The organism is Algibacter aquimarinus, from assembly GCF_039543265.1.
Lineage (GTDB): Bacteria > Bacteroidota > Bacteroidia > Flavobacteriales > Flavobacteriaceae > Algibacter_B > Algibacter_B aquimarinus.
Map to the genome: position 1 here is coordinate 44,841 of NZ_BAABJK010000009.1, position 19,024 is coordinate 63,864.

10 protein-coding genes and 1 other RNA gene are annotated in these 19,024 nt (G+C 32.5%); 5 read left to right on the top strand and 6 right to left on the bottom strand.

Features of this window, described 5'->3' with window-relative positions:
- Positions 1 to 32: 32 nt before the first annotated feature.
- From pheT to ABD939_RS12790, 3 genes are all read left to right on the top strand, one after another.
- A complete protein-coding gene (gene pheT, locus ABD939_RS12780) occupies positions 33 to 2,459 on the top strand; it encodes a phenylalanine--tRNA ligase subunit beta (protein ID WP_345169326.1) in 2,427 nt (808 codons plus the stop codon).
- 2 nt (positions 2,460 to 2,461) lie between these two features.
- Positions 2,462 to 3,319, top strand: a complete 858-nt coding sequence (locus ABD939_RS12785) for a phosphatase PAP2 family protein (RefSeq protein WP_345169328.1) — start codon at positions 2,462 to 2,464, stop codon at positions 3,317 to 3,319.
- Positions 3,320 to 3,394: 75 nt separating this feature from the next.
- Positions 3,395 to 3,634 (top strand): putative signal transducing protein, encoded by a 240-nt coding sequence (locus tag ABD939_RS12790; RefSeq protein WP_345169331.1) that lies wholly within the window; start codon positions 3,395 to 3,397, stop codon positions 3,632 to 3,634.
- Here the strand turns inward: ABD939_RS12790 and ABD939_RS12795 are convergent, their stop codons facing one another.
- Positions 3,635 to 5,260 carry an ABC-F family ATP-binding cassette domain-containing protein gene (locus ABD939_RS12795; RefSeq protein ID WP_345169335.1) on the bottom strand — a complete coding sequence of 542 codons (1,626 nt, stop codon included), beginning with the start codon at positions 5,258 to 5,260 and terminating at the stop codon, positions 3,635 to 3,637.
- A 195-nt stretch (positions 5,261 to 5,455) separates the two neighbouring features.
- On the opposite strand from ABD939_RS12795, the gene ABD939_RS12800 reads away from it, so the two are divergent.
- Complete coding sequence (locus ABD939_RS12800) at positions 5,456 to 6,880, top strand: TlpA family protein disulfide reductase (RefSeq protein ID WP_345169337.1); 1,425 nt, start codon at positions 5,456 to 5,458, stop codon at positions 6,878 to 6,880.
- Positions 6,881 to 6,885: 5 nt separating this feature from the next.
- Here ABD939_RS12800 and ABD939_RS12805 read toward each other — a convergent pair whose 3' ends face one another.
- The 3 genes from ABD939_RS12805 to ffs form a co-directional block, all read right to left on the bottom strand.
- The gene (locus ABD939_RS12805) at positions 6,886 to 7,317 is read right to left on the bottom strand and encodes a hypothetical protein (RefSeq protein WP_345169339.1); all 432 of its coding nucleotides are present in this window, start codon (positions 7,315 to 7,317) and stop codon (positions 6,886 to 6,888) included.
- Between the two features lie 48 nt (positions 7,318 to 7,365).
- Entirely contained in the window at positions 7,366 to 8,169 is an 804-nt protein-coding gene (locus ABD939_RS12810; protein WP_345169342.1) for an SDR family oxidoreductase, read from the bottom strand.
- A 58-nt stretch (positions 8,170 to 8,227) separates the two neighbouring features.
- Positions 8,228 to 8,326, bottom strand: an RNA gene (gene ffs, locus ABD939_RS12815) — signal recognition particle sRNA small type.
- A gap of 87 nt (positions 8,327 to 8,413) precedes the next feature.
- Here ffs and ABD939_RS12820 point away from each other — a divergent pair.
- Positions 8,414 to 9,448: a glutaminyl-peptide cyclotransferase gene (locus ABD939_RS12820; protein ID WP_345169345.1), complete on the top strand. Its 1,035-nt coding sequence runs from the start codon at positions 8,414 to 8,416 to the stop codon at positions 9,446 to 9,448.
- A 22-nt stretch (positions 9,449 to 9,470) separates the two neighbouring features.
- Here ABD939_RS12820 and ABD939_RS12825 read toward each other — a convergent pair whose 3' ends face one another.
- The gene (locus ABD939_RS12825; RefSeq protein WP_345169348.1) at positions 9,471 to 10,448 is read right to left on the bottom strand and encodes a PorP/SprF family type IX secretion system membrane protein; all 978 of its coding nucleotides are present in this window, start codon (positions 10,446 to 10,448) and stop codon (positions 9,471 to 9,473) included.
- Between the two features lie 40 nt (positions 10,449 to 10,488).
- Positions 10,489 to 18,759: a T9SS type B sorting domain-containing protein gene (locus tag ABD939_RS12830; protein ID WP_345169351.1), complete on the bottom strand. Its 8,271-nt coding sequence runs from the start codon at positions 18,757 to 18,759 to the stop codon at positions 10,489 to 10,491.
- Positions 18,760 to 19,024 lie beyond the last annotated feature (265 nt).

Here is a 19,024-nt window from a genome sequence, read left to right on the forward strand (position 1 = left end):
TATCTTTGTCGTCAAATTTAGGAAAACGATTTATGAAGATTTCATATAACTGGTTAAAGCAATTTTTAAAAACCGATTGGACACCAGAACAAACTAGCGAATTATTAACAGACCTAGGGCTTGAGGTAGAAGGTGTTGAAACATACCAATCTGTAAAAGGTGGTTTAGAAGGTGTTGTAATTGGTGAGGTTTTAACTTGTGTAAAACACCCAAACGCTGATAAATTAAAGCTAACAACTGTAAATATTGGATTAGAATCTCCGTTACAAATTGTATGTGGTGCACCCAACGTAGATAAAGGACAAAAAGTACCCGTTGCTACTATAGGAACAATTTTATATACTGAGGAAGGCGACGCTTGGGCCATTAAAAAAGGCAAAATTAGAGGAGAAGAAAGCCATGGAATGATTTGCGCCGAAGATGAATTAGGTCTAGGAAAATCTCACGACGGTATTATGGTTTTAGATTCTAAAATTAAAGTTGGAACGTTAGCTGCTGATATTTTTGATATTGAAAATGATCACGTTTTTGAAATTGGTTTAACACCAAATCGTGCAGATGCCATGAGCCATTTAGGAACTGCACGCGATTTAAAAGCAGGATTAATACAAAAAGATATTAATTTAGAATTAATCACACCATCTGTAAGTGCATTTAATATAGAAAACCGAATGCTAAAAATGGATGTTGATGTAAAAAACAAAGAACTAGCACCGCGTTACTGTGGCGTTACAATTTCTGGTTTAAAAGTAAAAGAATCGCCCGCTTGGTTGCAAGATCGTTTAAAAGCCATTGGATTAAGCCCAATCAACAATATTGTAGATGCCACAAATTATGTATTGCACGATTTAGGGCAACCCCTTCATGCTTTTGATGCTGTTAAAATTTCTGGAAATAAAGTTGAAGTGAAAACTTTAAAGGCTGGAACTAAATTCACAACACTTGATGGCATTGAAAGAGAATTACACGAAGATGACTTAATGATTTGTGATGCTGAAAAACCCATGTGCATTGCTGGAGTTTTTGGCGGCGAACATTCTGGAGTAACCGAGAGTACAACAAGTATATTTTTAGAAAGTGCATACTTTAACCCTGTAAGTATTCGTAAAACAGCTAAAAGGCACAGTTTAAATACAGACGCATCTTTTAGGTTTGAGCGTGGTATTGACCCTAATATTACAGAATATGCTTTAAAACGCGCTGCTTTGTTAATTCAAGATATTGCAGGAGGCGAAATTACAAGTGATATTATAGACATATATCCTAATAAAATTAAAGACTTTGAAGTACGCTTGAGTTTTGAGAATGCTAAAAAGCTAATTGGTGAAGAAATTCCTAAGGAAACTATAAAACGTATTTTAACGTCTTTAGATATTAAGGTGAATAACGTTACTGAAGCAGGATTAGGACTAACTGTTCCTGCTTACAGAAACGATGTGCAGCGTGAGGCCGATGTTATTGAAGAAGTGCTTCGTGTTTATGGGTATAATAATATTTCTATTACCGAGAAACTAAATGCTTCAATTTCTTCCACATCTCGTTTTGAAGATTATAAAATTCAAAATATTGTTGGTAATCAATTAGCATCACAAGGGTATTTTGAAATTCTTTCAAACTCATTAACCACACCAAATTATATCGCTTTAAGTGAGCAATTAAAAGCCGATCATAATATTACCATGCTCAACCCTTTAAGCAATGACTTATCGGTTTTAAGACAATCTTTATTATTCTCTGGTTTGGAGGCGTTATCATTTAATATTAACAGAAAACGTGGCGATTTAAAACTTTTTGAATTTGGAAAAACGTATCATGATTATGGCGAAAATCGAGAAGAATTCAAACATCTATCATTATTAACCACTGGAAATCAATCGCAAGAAAACTGGATTAATGGGAGTAAGAAGAGTGATTTTTTCTATGTAAAAGGTAGTATTAAAGCAATACTTGAGCGCTTAGGAATTAACAGATATGATGAAAAACCAATAAAAAACGACTTATTTAGTGAAGGTTTATCCCTAAACTTAGGGAAAACAAAATTGGTTGACTTTGGTTTAGTTAAAAAATCCATTTTAAAACATTTTGATATTTCGCAAGATGTTCTTTTTGCTAATTTTTACTGGGATGCAATTTTGGAAGTTGTAAAAAGAAATAAAATTACATTTAGCACAATCACCAAATATCCTGAAGTACGAAGAGATTTTGCTTTGCTATTAGATGACGATGTAACATTCGAATCTATTTATAAACTTGCTAAACAAAGTGAAAAGCGATTGCTTAAAAATGTAAATTTATTTGATGTTTACCAAGGCAAAAACTTACCTAAAGGCAAAAAAAGTTATGCTGTGAGCTTTACTTTGCAAGATGAAAACAAAACACTTACAGATAAACAGATTGATAAGATTATGAATAAACTACAATCTGGTTTTGAAAATCAATTAGGAGCAGAATTAAGATAATTTTGAAGCTTATAAATAGTATTCTTTTAATCGTATTCTTTTCGTTTTCTTTAAAACTTAATGCACAAAATGCTACATTAAAATCTGAAAAACAAAAAGATACAACTTCCATAGGGCAATTAGCACTCTATGATTTAAAGCAAGGTATTAAAGGTGTAGGTCATTCATTTTCAAGACCTTTCCATTGGAAGAAGAAAGATTTCACAACCTTAGGCACCGTAATAGTTGGTGCTTTTGCTTTATCTACTATTGATGATGAAGCAAGTGCACTTTTTGTGCGTAATGAACAACATGTACCTAATATATTCCAAGAAGCAGGTACACGTTTTGGAAGCCCGCAAGTTTATTTTATTGCCAATGCTGGACTTTATGGTTTTGGTTTATTTACAAAAAACGAAAAATTGAGAAAAACCAGTGTTTTAATTATCTCATCATCTTTCACAACGGGAATAATACAAAGTTTAAGTAAAACAGCATTCGGGAGAGTAAGACCAGGAAATGGTTACAAAAGCAACGAATTTAGGTTTTGGTCTAATGAAGCAGCTTTTCACTCATTTCCTTCAGGACATACGGTCTTATCAGTTACTATGGCACATGCTATTGCTAAACAATTTAATAATACTTGGTCAAAAATTGGGGTATACACATTAGGTTCTATTGCTCCTATTTCTAGGCTGTTTGCTGGTGCGCATTGGCTAACAGATGTTGGTGTTTCTGCTGTATTAAGTATTGTTGTTGTAGACTCTATTGATAAATTTTTATTCAATACAAAAGCTTACGACTACAGCAAAAAGGAAAAAAAGATTTCTTGGAATTTTACTTTTAGTGGAAATAAGGTAGGTTTAATTGGAAGCTTTTAGGTTTTTATTCGACTAAAGAACAGTATATAAGTTAATTATATTCACTATATTTAAGTATACCTAAAACACAAAAACATGTCAAATTCAAATTATACAAAAATATACACAGGAGATTTTATTATTGTACAACGTATTGTTTCTGATTTAGAAAAAGAAAACATTATTCCAGTTGTTAAAGATCAAACTGAATCTGCTCGTTTAGCAGGTTTTGGTGGAGGAATCGTTCCTGGCTTTCAACAGATTTATGTACACGATGATGAACTCGAGAAAGCCGTTTTAATTATTGAAAGTATTACGTCTCAATTACAAAATTAATTACGCTTCAACTGAATACATTTTATCACGTAATTCCTTTATTTTTTTGTCCTGCATATACTCATCGAACGTGGTGTAGCGATCTATAATACCGTTTGGTGTTAACTCTACTACTCTATTGGCAACCGTTTGCGCAAATTCGTGATCGTGTGTTGTAAACAAAATGGTTCCCTTAAAGTTTTTTAGCGAATTATTAAATGCAGTAATACTTTCTAAATCCAAGTGGTTTGTAGGTTCATCTAACATTAAAACATTAGCTCTAACCATCATCATTCTACTTAACATACAACGCACTTTTTCTCCTCCAGATAATACATTCGATTTCTTTAGTGCTTCTTCACCACTAAAAATCATTTTTCCAAGAAAACCTCTAATGTAAACCTCTTCACGCTCTTCCTCTGTTTTTGCCCACTGACGTAACCAATCAACCAGAGTTAGATTATTATCAAAATATTCGCTATTATCTAAAGGTAAATACGATTGTGTTGTTGTAACACCCCAAGCAAATTTACCCGCATCAGCCTTTTCTTTATGGTTTATAATTTGATAAAATGCAGTTGTAGCTCTTGAATCTCTTGAAAAAACAACAACCTTATCGCCTTTTGCTAAATTTAAGTCTATTTTTCTAAACAAAACTTCACCATCAAGTGAAGCTGCCAAACCTTCGATATTTAAAATTTGGTCTCCAGCCTCGCGCTCTCTTTCAAAAATAATGGCTGGATAACGACGACTAGTACGTCTAATATCAGCTATATTAAGCTTTTCAATCATTTTTTTCCTACTAGTTGCTTGCTTACTTTTTGCAACGTTAGCAGAAAAACGACGAATAAACTCTTCCAATTCCTTCTTCTTTTCTTCAGCCTTTTTATTCTGCTGCGCATGTTGTCTTGCTGCTAATTGCGAAGACTCATACCAAAATGTATAATTACCAGAATAATGGTTTATTTTTCCAAAATCAATATCAGATATATGTGTACAAACCGCATCTAAAAAGTGCCTGTCGTGAGATACTACAATAACACAATTCTCGTAATTTGCTAAGAAATTTTCTAACCATGAAATAGTTTCATAATCTAAGTCGTTGGTAGGCTCATCCATAATTAACACATCTGGATTTCCAAATAAAGCTTGCGCAAGTAAAACACGAACTTTTTGTTTTCCATCTAAATCTGCCATTAAATTGTAATGAGACTCTTCTTTAATCCCTAAATTAGATAACATGGCAGCTGCATTACTATCTGCATTCCAGCCATCCATTTCTTCAAATTTAACTTGAAGTTCTCCTATTTTTTCGGCATTTTCATCAGAATAATCAGCGTAAAGTGCATCAATTTCTGTTTTAATTTTAAATAAAGGTTTATTACCCATTAAAACAGTTTCAAGTACTGTATGCTCATCATATAAATTGTGATTTTGCTCTAAAACAGACATACGTTTACCAGCCTCTAAAGATACATGGCCAGAAGTAGGCTCTTGTTTACCTGCTATAATTTTTAGAAACGTAGATTTCCCAGAACCATTAGCTCCAATAATACCGTAACAATTACCATTATTAAAAGTTGTGTTTACTTCATCGAAAAGTACACGTTTACCAAATTGCACTGAAAGGTTTGATACTGATAACATATAGGGTGTTTTAATTTGGCGCAAAAGTAAAACATTCTATTGGTAAGATAAAACATAGTCTATCTATTTTTAGTATTTTGAAGCATATTTGTAGTCATATTCGCTAGTAAACATTTAACAACGCATTAACAAGACTTTATAAATACAACTCATATTTTTGTTTACTGTAACACTTGATAATTTGTAGAGGGATTTATGAAATTATATTTATATATCATTTTATCATCAATAATACTTTTGGGTTGTAAAAAAACCACAAATGATACTGATGGAGAAATAGCCTATTTAGGAGGCGAGATTATTAATCCGAATAACCGTTATATAATACTATCTAAGGCTGAATCTGTTGTTGACACCATCGATCTTGATGGAAGGAACAGATTTATGTATAAAGTAAAAAACCTTGAAGAAGGTCTTTATACATTTAAGCATGGTGGTGAATTTCAGATGATTTTATTAGAACCAAATGATAGTATACTAATACGTTTAAATACATTAGATTTTGATGAGTCTTTGGTTTACACCGGTATTGGTGCCAAGAAAAACAATTACTTTATCAACGATTTTTTAGAAAATGAGAAAATTGAAAGAGATATTTATCAATATTGTCAGTTAAGCGCCAATGATTACAACAATAAAATAGATTCACTAAAATCTGTAAAAACTTCAAAATTAGCTGCTTTCCAAGATAAATATGAAACATCAGATTTATTCAATAAAATAGCAGAAACAAACAATAAATACACCTACTATTTTAGTAAAGAAGTCTACCCGCTTTGGCACTATACTAATAATAAGTTTGATATTTATAAAACATTACCAGAAGGTTTTTATGATTACAGAAATGAAATAAATTATAATGATGAATTTTTAAAAGATAATTTTATTTATAACACCTTTTTAAAATCAAATTTTAACAACTTAGCGCTACAAAAGCATTTTGAACATAGTAACTCTGGTGACCTATTTAAAAGAATGTCTTTATGTTATCATCTAGACAGGTTAAATCTTATTGACAGTTTGGTTGTTAACAATAAAATTAAAGATGATTTATTGTATCATTTTACAGTAAGCTATATAGCTAGAAGTAATAATTACGATAATAATGAAGCTGTTTTAAGTTCATACTTAAGTAAAAGTAATAATGATAAAGGAAAGGAAATGATGACTCGTTTTACAAATTCCTTAAATAATTTAAAAGTAGGCTCTCAATTACCTGATGTAACGATTGTAAATTATAATAATTCTGAGCTAGATATAAACTCAATAATAGAAAAGCCTACAGTAATAAGCTTCTGGTCTCATACCTTTTACAACCATTTTAAGAAAAGTCATTATAAAATAAATAGCTTAAAAAAGAAATATCCAGAGGTTAATTTTATAGTTATAAATATTGACGATTATGGATTAGAAAAGTCTAAAAAGTCTTTACAAAATAATAGGTTTTCGTCTAATAATGAGTACTATTTTAAAAACCCTGAAAAGTCTATTGAAGTTTTGGCTATACACCCAATGACTAAAGCCATGATTATTGATAAAGACAAGAAAATTGTAAACAGTAATACTAATATGTTTTCTATAAAATTTGAGGAACAATTATTGGGTTTAATAAATAGGTAGTTAGCCTAATCTTTTATTACCAAAACATAAGTTCTTGAAGTTGTATCAGTACATAAAGGGTCATCATAAACTTCGTTTCCAAAGTCATCATAATAAAACTCATTAAGCGCCACTACTTCCAGCGAAACCGTAAATCTAAATCTCCCAGATTCTTTTGGCACACCCCTTAAAATAACTTCTCTATATGTATCGTAGTCTACCACTATTCCTCTAGGTAGCCTACCAGAAACGTCAAAATAATAATCGTAATTATTGTCTCTAGCTTCATTATTTATTTGCGCCGTTATATTATCGTAATAGTTCCCATCAACAAAACCAATTTCTAAGGTTTTGTCTTTTAATTCTGGCCTTACGTTTATTATGCAGTCTAAAATGTTTTCACAATTAGTTGAAGAGAAGAATAAAGTTAATAGTATCAAAGGTATAAATCGTTTCATCACTAATAGTTTAAAACAACTTAATCAAATATTATGCCGAAACGAATACTAAATCTTGTAATGATTCATCAACATCTTCTCGTAAACCTTACTTGGTAGAATTCTTTTAAGAACAATTGAAAATTTTTGAAGAAACTCCCCTACTTTGTAATGTACTTTTGGATTTTTAGATTGAATGACCTTAAAAATAGCTTTAGCCATTAAATTTGGGTCGCTTCCATTATCAACATGCTCATTCATCAAATTTAAAGTATCACCATATGGTTTTTTGTATGGGGAATCATCTAATAATGGCGCATGGTACCTACCAGCGGCAATATTTGTAGCAAAGTCACCTGGCGCAACATTAGTCATTTTAATATTAAAATCTTTAATTTCCATTCTAAAAGCCTCAGTTAAAAGTTCTAAGGCACCTTTACTAGCACTATAAACACCACGGTAAGGTAAACCCATGTAACCAGCTATGGATGTTATATTAATAATTAAACCAGAATTTTGAGTTCGCATTTGAGGTAGTACTGCTTTAATAACATTTATAGGTCCAAAAAAATTAGTATCGAAATTTGCTTTTATTTCTGCCTCTGGTATTTCTTCTATAGGCCCAGTAATACCAGCTCCTGCATTGTTAATTACAACATCCAATCTTTTTTCTTTTTCTAGTATAGTATTAACTGTTTTAGAAATTGTCTCTGTTTTTTTTACATCTAAAGCTAAAATAGGAAACTGGCTGTCTTTATAATTTGCTGGAGTTCTGCTAGTACCATAAACTGTAAAACCTTTTTTAACCAAAAACTCTCCAATGGATTTTCCTATTCCAGAAGAACCACCAGTTATTAAAACAACTTTAGACATTTTTTAAGTAATTTAAGAGTTTAAAGATAGGAAGATTTGCCAAACTAAAAAGCACAAAAAAAGGCAAGCTACCTACATCACACCGCTACGACCATTTACCTTTGCTTCGTTCCCGACCTGGAGGATTCAACAGGAGCTGGTTGTGTAGGACTTGCCGGCTGCAAAGATACAACCTTTTAAAATTTTCACAATGATTTTTTTAACTGATTTTTAATAAATACCTTGCTTCAAATTTACTGTCAAAATGAAGATATTTAAAAACCTAACAATCATAATTTTAGCAATGGTAGTTATTGCATGTGGATCAAATTCAGGAAGTAAAAAAAATGATTTTACAATACTAACTAATGCGAAAAAGGGTGATATTTCTAATAACGAAACTTTAACGATTACATTAAAAAATAAAAAAAATCATGAAATAGATTCTGTAAATTACTTTTTAGATGGAAAAAGTATTAGTAAAACCTCAGCATTAAACAACTTTAAATTAGGCAAACAAACTATTCAAGCGGTAGTTTATTTTGAAAACAATAACCAAACCGTAAATACAACCATTACAATTTTAAATAGTGAAACACCAAAAATTTATACCTACAATATTATTAATGAATACCCACACGATATTACTTCGTACACACAAGGTCTTGAGTTTTTTAACGACACACTTTATGAAAGCACTGGCCAGTATAAAGAATCTAAACTCAGAAAATTAGATTACAAAACAGGGAAAGTATTAAAGCAAATTACTTTAGCAGATGAATATTTTGGAGAAGGTCTTACCATTTTGAATGACAAAGTATATCAATTAACATGGCAAGAAGGTTTAGGCTTTGTTTATGATATAAATTCATTTGACAAATTAAGCAGTTTTAAATACGGAAATAGTAAACAAGGATGGGGACTATGCAATAATGACAAACAAATTTATAAGAGTGATGGTACTGAAAAAATTTGGATATTAAACCCAGAAACACTTATAGAAGAAAACTATATACAAGTTTATACTAATAAGGGTAAGATTATAGAAATAAATGAAATGGAATGGATAAATGACAAAATTTATGCAAATAGATACCAAAAAAATGGTGTGGCCATAATTAATCCAAAAAATGGCGCAGTAACAGGTGTTATCGATTTTACTTCACTTAAAAATAAAGTAACTCAACATGATGGTTTAGACGTTTTAAATGGTATTGCATACAACCCTAAAACAAAAACAGTATTTGTAACTGGTAAGCGTTGGGACAAAATTTTCGAAGTTGAAATTGTTGAAAAGTAAAAAACGAAAATTATTAAGACTTTTATTTATGTACCGCACTTTGTGTACAAGGGCAATTACTAATACCTTGTAAAAAGTTTAAACCTATAGTTATTACGTGAGTTCCTGAATTAAAAGCAGAAAGCTCATTTGTAGTAATTTGATAAGCATAACCAAAATAGAATATTGATTTTTGAAACCCAACCATAGGGCCAATATTTAATGGTTTTAAAAGTTGGTCGTTTAAGAAACGGTATGATATTCCAGCCCAATAGTAATCTTCATTTCTGTTATACTTTCTAAATTTGAAATTTAAATCTGTACTAGATCGTTTATCACTTGTAAACATCTGATAAAAAATAGAAGGCTCAAACTCTAACCCGCTTTTTTTAGGACCTCTAAATCTATACCCAGAATACACTTGGTAATTTAAAAGTAAATTAGGTTCCAATGTTCTTATGGCGCTATCAAAATCTTTGTCTAAAACATTATTCACATTAAAACTTAAGAAGAACCCTTTAAGTCGGTACAAGAAACCAACATCAAAATTATGATTTGTTGTTCTTCTGTCGTCTGTAACAAAAGGATCAATAATAGGGTTTTCGTAAGTGGTGTTAAAGTTATTAATATCAATCCTGAAATTGTTCAAGTTATAAGAAATACCGAATGATAAATATTGTTTAGAGTAATAATCTAAAATAAGATGATGTGCGAACGAGAATTTAGCACCTGTTTGTATTGTATTTCCGTTTCTATCATTATAAAAAGACAATCCAATTCCTGAGCGATCTGCAATTCTAAAATCACCATAAATAGATTGATTGTCTGGAGCACCTTTTATACCAACCCATTGTGTTAACCCATTCGCTCTAATCTTCAGGTTATCTCCAATACCAGCGTATGTTGGTGAAACAACAAAATCATTATCAGCCAAATATTGTGTAAATACAGGTAGATTTAACTCTTGCCCATAGCTTTTTGCCATGATTAGAATAAAAACGTATATAATTAACTTTCGCATTTGCATTATTTTCATTTTAGTGCTTATTGTCACTAATTAATTATCTGTATAGCGTAAAATGCCCAACAAATTCTCTATCATCTCTTCTATCGTTTAGTCTTACAACGTACCAATAATCGCCTGACGGAAGGTCTCTTCCTTTATATGTACCATCCCACTTTTGTCCTATTCTTAATGTAACTACTTTTCGTCCGTATCTATCGAAAATATCAAAAGTTAGGTTTTGATATTGATTGGTACAACCTGGCCCCCATTCATCTTGATTACCATCTCCATTAGGAGTAAAATAATTAGTAATACATACATCTATATATTCAAAGAATCCTGTAGCTATGGCAATACAACCATTACTATCTGTAACAGTTACTGTGTAATTTCCTGTTTCATAAACAGTAAATGTATTTGTATCTCCATAAGGCTCTACAATTGTTGATGTTTCAAATTGAACGTCGTATTCATAAATTCCAGACCCACCTGTTGCAGAAGCTACAATTTCATTGATGTTACCATCAGCAATTGATAGTTGTAACGGATCATACTGCTCAATTACAAAATCTAGTATTTCCTCACAGGTGTTAGAATGTCTTACGGTAATAAAATGGTTGCCAGCAGGAATATCCATAAACGTATTGTTCATTTGAAAAGCACCACCATCTAACGAATAATCAATATCTGTAAGGTTTACCGATGTATCGTCTACAGTTACAGTAACCATATTACTTGTGGCATCAGTATTATCTGTACAGTAAGCAATATCTAATTCTGCTTCTATTAACACTGAATTAGGGAATGTTATATTCCATTCCGTTTCGCAGCCTAAATTATCTCTTACAAAAACAATGTGATCGCCACCTGCTAAACCAGTAAAATCAAATTGTGTTTGAGTTATAGCACCGGTAGTATAAGTTCCGTTTATATCATCTAAACTAACACTATATGGCATTTCTCCTCCAGATATATCAATGCTAAACTCTCCGTCTAAATCACCTTCACAAGCTTCTGGAATAATTGAGTTTGCAACAATAGTTAAAGAAACTGGAACTGGGTCGTTAATAGTGAATGTATCAGTAACAAAACAACCTAACTCATCTTGAGCTATAGCTTGATAAGTTCCTGGTGGAAGATTATCAAAAATTGGTGATTCAAAAAACTGATCTAACCTAGGTGATATGGCGTATTTAATAATACCGGTACCACCAGAAGCTGTAATTTCTAATCGTCCATTGTTAGTTCCAGGACAAGTAACGTCTGTTGCAACAAAAGTTGCAGTTACTGGCGCTAAAGGTTCTGTTACTGGAATTTGAGCACTAGTAGTTAAACAGTCGCCACTCTCTACACGTACTTGATAATTTCCCGGAGAAAGGTTTGTGAAAACTCCTGGACTATTTTGTGTTACAGGTGTGATGTCGTTTCCGGCTGTATCTTGAAGCATGTAAGTGTAACTACCCAAACCACCTTGAGCAATTGCTACAATAACTCCAGAATCATCTCCAGCACAATTAATAGTTGCGTTAGTTACATCTAAACTTACAGTAAGTACAGGTAATAAATCAATTGTAATTTCATTTGACGCATTGGCATCACAACCGTTAGCATCTCTAACATAGTACATGTATGTTCCTGATGATACAGGGAAAGTTACATCTGTTGTAAAAGTTCCTAAAACTGTTGTAAATGTTGGAGAATCACTATATGTATATGGACTGTTACCTCCAGTTGCACTTAATCTTAATGTAGAACTTGTTGTACAAGTTTGCGACGTTTCTTTAACTAAATTCGCTTGTATTTGTGTTGGCTCTGTAATTACAATATTTGGTGAATTGAATGAACAATTATATCCATCCGTTACCACTACACTATAAGTCCCAGCTCCTAAATTATTAAATACTGGAGTTGTTTGAGGACCAGATGATGTTATTGTTGGAGCAATCATATTAAGTGTATAAGAATAATTACTTCCTTGTCCCCCAGAAACTGTAGTTACAGTTATTGTAGCATTGGTATCTCCAAAACAAGACAGCGTTGTTGTACTAGCTGTAACCGTAGCGTTTATTGGAGGAGGAATAACAAGCGTTGCACCATCTGATGCAATACAGCCTCCTGCATCTCTCACATTAACAGTATATGTTCCTGCAGATAAATTTGTAAATGTTCCATTTGGAGAGTAAGCTACAGTAGCTGCTCCTGTTAATTCATATTCATAAGAGCCCCAACCATCACTTGCCACCGCAGAAATAGTTCCGCTATTATTATCACAAGTTACGTTTGATGTTTCTGTAGCTACAAGAGTTAATGGAGCTAAAGGAGAACCTACAGTTACAGTTCCTGATGTTGTAGAGCAAAATGGACTGCCTGTTTCTGTTACTACTACAGTATAATTACCACCTTGAAGTCCTGAAACAATTTCTGGATTTATTGACGTATTTGCAGAAATCACTCCAAATACTGATGTAGATGTACTGTCAAAAATTTCATAATTATAAGGCCCTGTATAAGTTCCTGTAATATTAATACCAATAGTTCCATCATTATCACCAAAACATGTTACTGGAGTTGATGTTGTTGTAAATGTAACTGGAATAGCAGCTGGTACAAATACAGAAACGTTAGCTGAACAACTTGTAATAGCATCAGTAATGGTAACGGTATATGTTCCCGAAGGCACACCAGAAAAAATATTACCTGACAAACTAATTGAAGCTGGATTAGGTAAAATTGAATAAGTATAAGTACCAGACCCTCCAGATCCAATTATTGTTATTTCCCCATCATCGTCATTACAAGTTGGTAAGGCTGATATATTAGGAATTAAATCTATTGGGGCTTCAATATCTACTGAAACTAAATTACCACAACCATTAGCATCTTGTACTTCAATAGTATGAGTTCCAGATGATAAATTTGAAACCGTAAAAGGTGCGGTAAATGATTGAAACACACCACCGTCAATACTATACGTATAAGGTGCAATTCCTAGAGATGTTAAAGTAACATCTATTTCAAAATTACCCTCTGTTACTGTACACTGATTATTTAAACTTGCAGTAATAACAGGTTCTGGATCTATATCTATAACTTCATTAATTCTTGTTTCACAACCATTGGCGTCTCTTACAACTATATCCCAATTAGTTCTAATTACGTAATCTAAATTTAACACATTACTAGAACCGAAATCTGCTAAGGTTGGTACAAAGCCTAATGCACCAGCAGCATATTGATAAGGTCCTGTTCCTCCCGTTGTAGTTACAGTAACTTGTGCTCCAACATTACAATTAGCATTAATTTCTGAACTTATAGCTGCTAAAAGTGGTTGAATAGGTTGAGTGATTCTAAAAGTCTCTGAAGCCGTACATAATGTACCATCTGCCTCTCTTACAAATAACGTATAATTCCCAGCTGGTAAACCTGCAATAGAACCACTAACAGAAGCACCTGTTAACCCAGTAAACGTTCCATTTTGAGCAGGGATAATTGGTGTGTTTGTTAATTCGTCTTGTACTTCATAATACAATGAAGTTACTGAGGCATCGTAATTTGAAACAGTAAAATTAACTACACCACTATTATCTCCATTACAACTTACATTTGTAGTTGTAATTGAATTAATATCTATTGCAGATAATATTGGTGTTGTAACCTCTATTGTTGAAAAACAACCTCCAGAATCTATAACTTGAAATTGATAAGTAACACCATGATTTAACCCAGAAAAAGTATGGGTAGTTGATGTCGTAGGACCAAAACTAGTAGCAGGTTGTCCAAATATTGAATACGTAAATGGACCTGCACCAGAAACCACTGAAATATCTACGGTAGCTCCTGTTACACATGAACCTGTTGTTGTATTAGCAATTAAATTAATACTCGGTGGTGTTTCTATTCTTTGTGCATTACTTCCGTATTCACATCCATTAGAATCAACTACAGTCACATAATAATCGCCAAATGATAAGCCTGAAAACGTATTCGTTGTTAATGCTGTAGTAACACTTGCTCCAATTTGTGTAAATGTGTTATCGTATAATGTGTAAACAAATGGTGCAACTCCTCCAGAATTAATAGTCACATTTAAACTACCTGGTACATTTGTATTTGTAATACATTGTACAGGGTTTCTATTTATCGTAACATTTATAGGTAAAGGATTTGTTAAATTAACTGTTCCAGATGCGTCACAACTCTTACTGTCTCTAACCACATAATTGTAAGTTCCTGCTACTAAACCACCAAATACATTAGAAGAAACAAAAGTAGCTCCTCCATCTATACTATAAGTAAACGGAGCCTGACCAGTTAAACCTGTTAATATTATAGAACCATCATTATAACCATCACATGTTGGGTTAATTACACTATTTGAAGCTGTTACAGCCACTGGTGGATTAAGTGTTTGCAAACCAGATTCTACAGTACATCCATTAGCGTCTGTTATTAAGAATTGATATGTACCATCTGTTGGAGCTGCGTGTGTAAATGTAGTTCCTGTAACTGATGTAGAAGTTCCATAAGTACCACCATTAAAAGACGCTTGATAAGTGAAAGGGGCTGTTCCTCCAGTGATATTACCAGTTACAATACCATCTGGTGAGACGGTACAGTCTATATCTTTAGAGATAATTGTATTTAAAGTTAATGGAGGTAACGGTGCTATTGTATACGATTCTGTATAAATACAATCGTTAGCATCTCTCACCCGAAACGTATATGTGTCTGGTGATAAACCATTAAAAATATTTGATGTTTGGTAAACAGTTGATGCTGATGCAGGTGAAATAATTTGATATTCTAAAGGTAATAGTCCTCCTGTAACTGTTAAAGTTATATCAGATGTAATAGCTGGACAAGTAAGAGGTGTAGCAGCAAATGATAAATCTGTTGGAGGATTTAAAGGATCAATGGTTACAGGTGCTGTTAAAAATGTACAATTATTAGCATCTCGAATAGTAATATTATACGTTCCATCTGTTAATCCAGAAAAGGTTAAGCCAGGTTGAAAATTAACTCCATCAATACTATATGAGTAAGGTGCAGTACCCCCAGTTACCCCAGAAACTGTAATAACACCATTTGTAATACAAGTGTAAGGTGTTGTAAGTGTTGCTATTCCAGAAATGGCATCAGCTATATTAATAGTAATAGTTTGGGGCGCAGATGTGCAAACATCCGCACCTATTGTGTATTGGACTATGGTTTCATAATTTCCTGCTGATAACCCATTAAAAACAGGCGAATTAGAAAATGTAACGCCATTATCTATACTATACTCTAAAGTATTTCCGTTTGCATTTATTACATTAAAATTGATACTACCAGAATTAACTGCATCGGCACATAAAATATCTGTTTTAGAAATTGTGAAATCTGGCTCTGGAGTAGCATTAACAGTAATAGAAGTATTTGCAGAACAATTATTAGAATCTACTACAAGTACATCATATACACCTGCTGATGGCACGCTAATAATTGGTGTTGTTTGAAAAACCGAACTTCCATTTACAAAATAAAAATACGGAGCTGTACCTCCCACCGGATATACTGTTATTTCTCCATCAGTACATGTTAAAGGAGTTGTTAAAGCTGAAGTAGCTTCTAATAATGGTGGATTAATTATTTCAATATCATCTGTAAAAATACAGCCATCTTCAGTTGAAACATTTATAGTGTATATTCCTGGATTTAAATTATTAAAAGTATAATCGCTATTTGTAATTGGTCCAACACTATTAACGAGTGTAGCGCCATCAAAAATTGCATAAAAATATTGTGGTCTTGCGTCATTTGCTGCAATAATAACACTTCCTTGTCCACCATTACAAAATGGTTGAGTAATTATGGTTGAAACGTTAAAATCTCTTTCTCTAATTTGTACATCAGGAACAGAAAAAACACAAGGGTTTGGAGTAACACCAATTTGTCTTACATAAACATTGTAAATATTTGGTGTAGTAATTGAAAACACATTACTAGGTTGATAGTTTACACCATCAATACTATATTCATAACCAGTTGGCACACTACCTACAATAATTTCACCCGGAGTTGAACAAATTATATCCCTTGAAGTTACTGTGGGTACCAATAGATTTGTATAAACATTAAAATAGAATTGATTAAAACAACCGCCTTCATAATTTAATGTTAATCTATATTGACCTGCAGTGTTAGCAGTAAAATCTGGACCTGTCTGTACTTGATTCCAATTACAAGCTGGGTCTTCATTTGCACAATCTATATTAGTAACTACGGAACAACTAGTCTCATCTAAAACTTCCCATATTATTGAAGTTGTATCTGTTATTCCTGTCTGAATAAATACTGAATCATTTGCTCCACACAAGTAAATATTTGGTAATTCTTTTCCATCATTTGGACAAATAACTACTTCATCCGCAAATGGAATTACAGGGTTAGTTACACCAGCTCCAAATGTAATAACTTCAAATACCTGATCAATAGATTGACAAGGTGCAATAGCTGTATTACGTACATAATATGTACCAGTAGATGACACTGTAATTGACTGGTTTGTGCCTATAACAGGAGTTCCTGAAGGACTTGTAGACCAAGAATAACTATCGTATCCATCTCCAGCTGTTAAAGTTGCTGTTGCTCCACAAAGCACAACCTCTTCCTCAAATACGCAATTAAGGTCTGCTAAAAAATTTGTGGCAGCAGGTGTTATTAAACATCCAGTGTTAGAGCTAAAACTAGGATCATCTGATATAAAAAAAGTAGGATCAGTGGTACCATTATAGGTTACGTAAGCTTGATTACTAATAATATTTGAACAAGCATCAGTTAACAAACTACATGAGGTAACTACTGTAACTTTAAATCGAATCTCCTGAACAGGATCATTTTCTTCAACTACTGAATTATCAACACTAAAAATTAGCTCTCTTGTTGCAGCATTATAACTTTGTACTGTAACACCTGGAGGAAGTAAAGATATGTCAGCAGGATAATTGAAGGTCACATTGATAGGAAGAACATCTCTAATTATAAGATTTGTTGCATCATCATTTCCTGTATTTTGAAACCCTATAACATAATTTAGTTCATCGCCAAGATCAACTAATTGGTTACCAATATCGGTACCTGTGGCATCTTCAACTATTTTTGTAAGAACTATATTTGGTTCTATGATTTCTACCGCAAAAGATGTCAAGAATACGCCATATCCATCTCCATTTGTTGTTAATTTTAAATCGCCCGCAGTTGCATCATTTGGTAATACCGAATTAAGAGGGTTTGGCAGGTTAAAATTATTAATATCTAAACCTAAGGTGTTTAAACTAGCTGGATTTCTATTAAGAACATGTACACCGTCTTTGGTAATGGTTGAATTAAAAAAATTGTTCGCTCCATTTAGTGCATCACTTAAAACTGTGTATGAACCTGATGTACTTGCCTTAAATTGAAATGAATCTCCAGTAATACCAATATCTCCCTCTAAAGCCGAAACACCAATATTTGAATTTACTGGTAATGGAGCTGGTAATGTTTGAAAACCAGATACAGGAATATCAAGTTCGGTTGTATTTTGTACACCTGCATAACCATCAAAAGTTGAAATAAACTTACTTGGCAAAATAGGACTCTCATAAACTACAACTAAAGTCCAACCGGCTGAACATCCACCTCGTCTAATTCCACGAGTAGCTCTTAAATTTGCCACTGTATACTCTCCATCTGCATCTGGTAAACCTTGTAATAAGTTTGTTACGTTCTTATAACAAATTATTGGAGAATCTTTAAATGAATTTTCCACGCCTGGACCATAGTATTCATATCCATCAAAAATAATATCATCCTCTTCACCAACTGGGTCTGTATTATTATCTGCGACTAAATCAATAAAACCACCTGTAGGAAGTTTAAACTTAATTTGATTCCAATCTTCTAACCTAGGTGTACCTTCAAATTGAACTGCCCTATTGTTTGCCACTTCCAGAGGATAAACAGATGCCCAATATAAACCAGCATATAGAATTCTTTTACATGAGTTATTTATAAATAAGTCTGCACTACTTGAACTAAAAATAGATGGATCTCCACCACTTGCTACATTTACATAAACACCATCATTATTATTATTTATGTCTGTACCGTTATACGGTAATGGTAAATCTCTTGCCGTAACTATTCCATTACCAATTAATACAACATCTCCTTTTACTTTTATACTTCCTCCTGGTAACCTTGGAGTAAATGGCACTGGGAGTTGTGCAAATACATTTGTACTGAAAAGTAATGACAGAACTAAAAAAACAATAAATCCAGAATTTACATAAGTAGTTTTTCTCATACTCAATCGCGTTTTACTTTTCTTTTTAAATTGGGGCATTTAAAAAGAAAATATTTTAAGTATTAAAAAATAAGAATAAAACTACACAAAGGTAATTTCACCTATATTTAATGACTTTAAACGTGATAAATATCGTGATTTTATTTGTAAATAAGTTGAGTTCAGAAGAAATTTAAGCTAAACAACGCTTAAATATGCATTTCAACGATTATAATTTTCATATAAGTAATACTAAACCTACATTAAAATATATAAATAGAAAGGT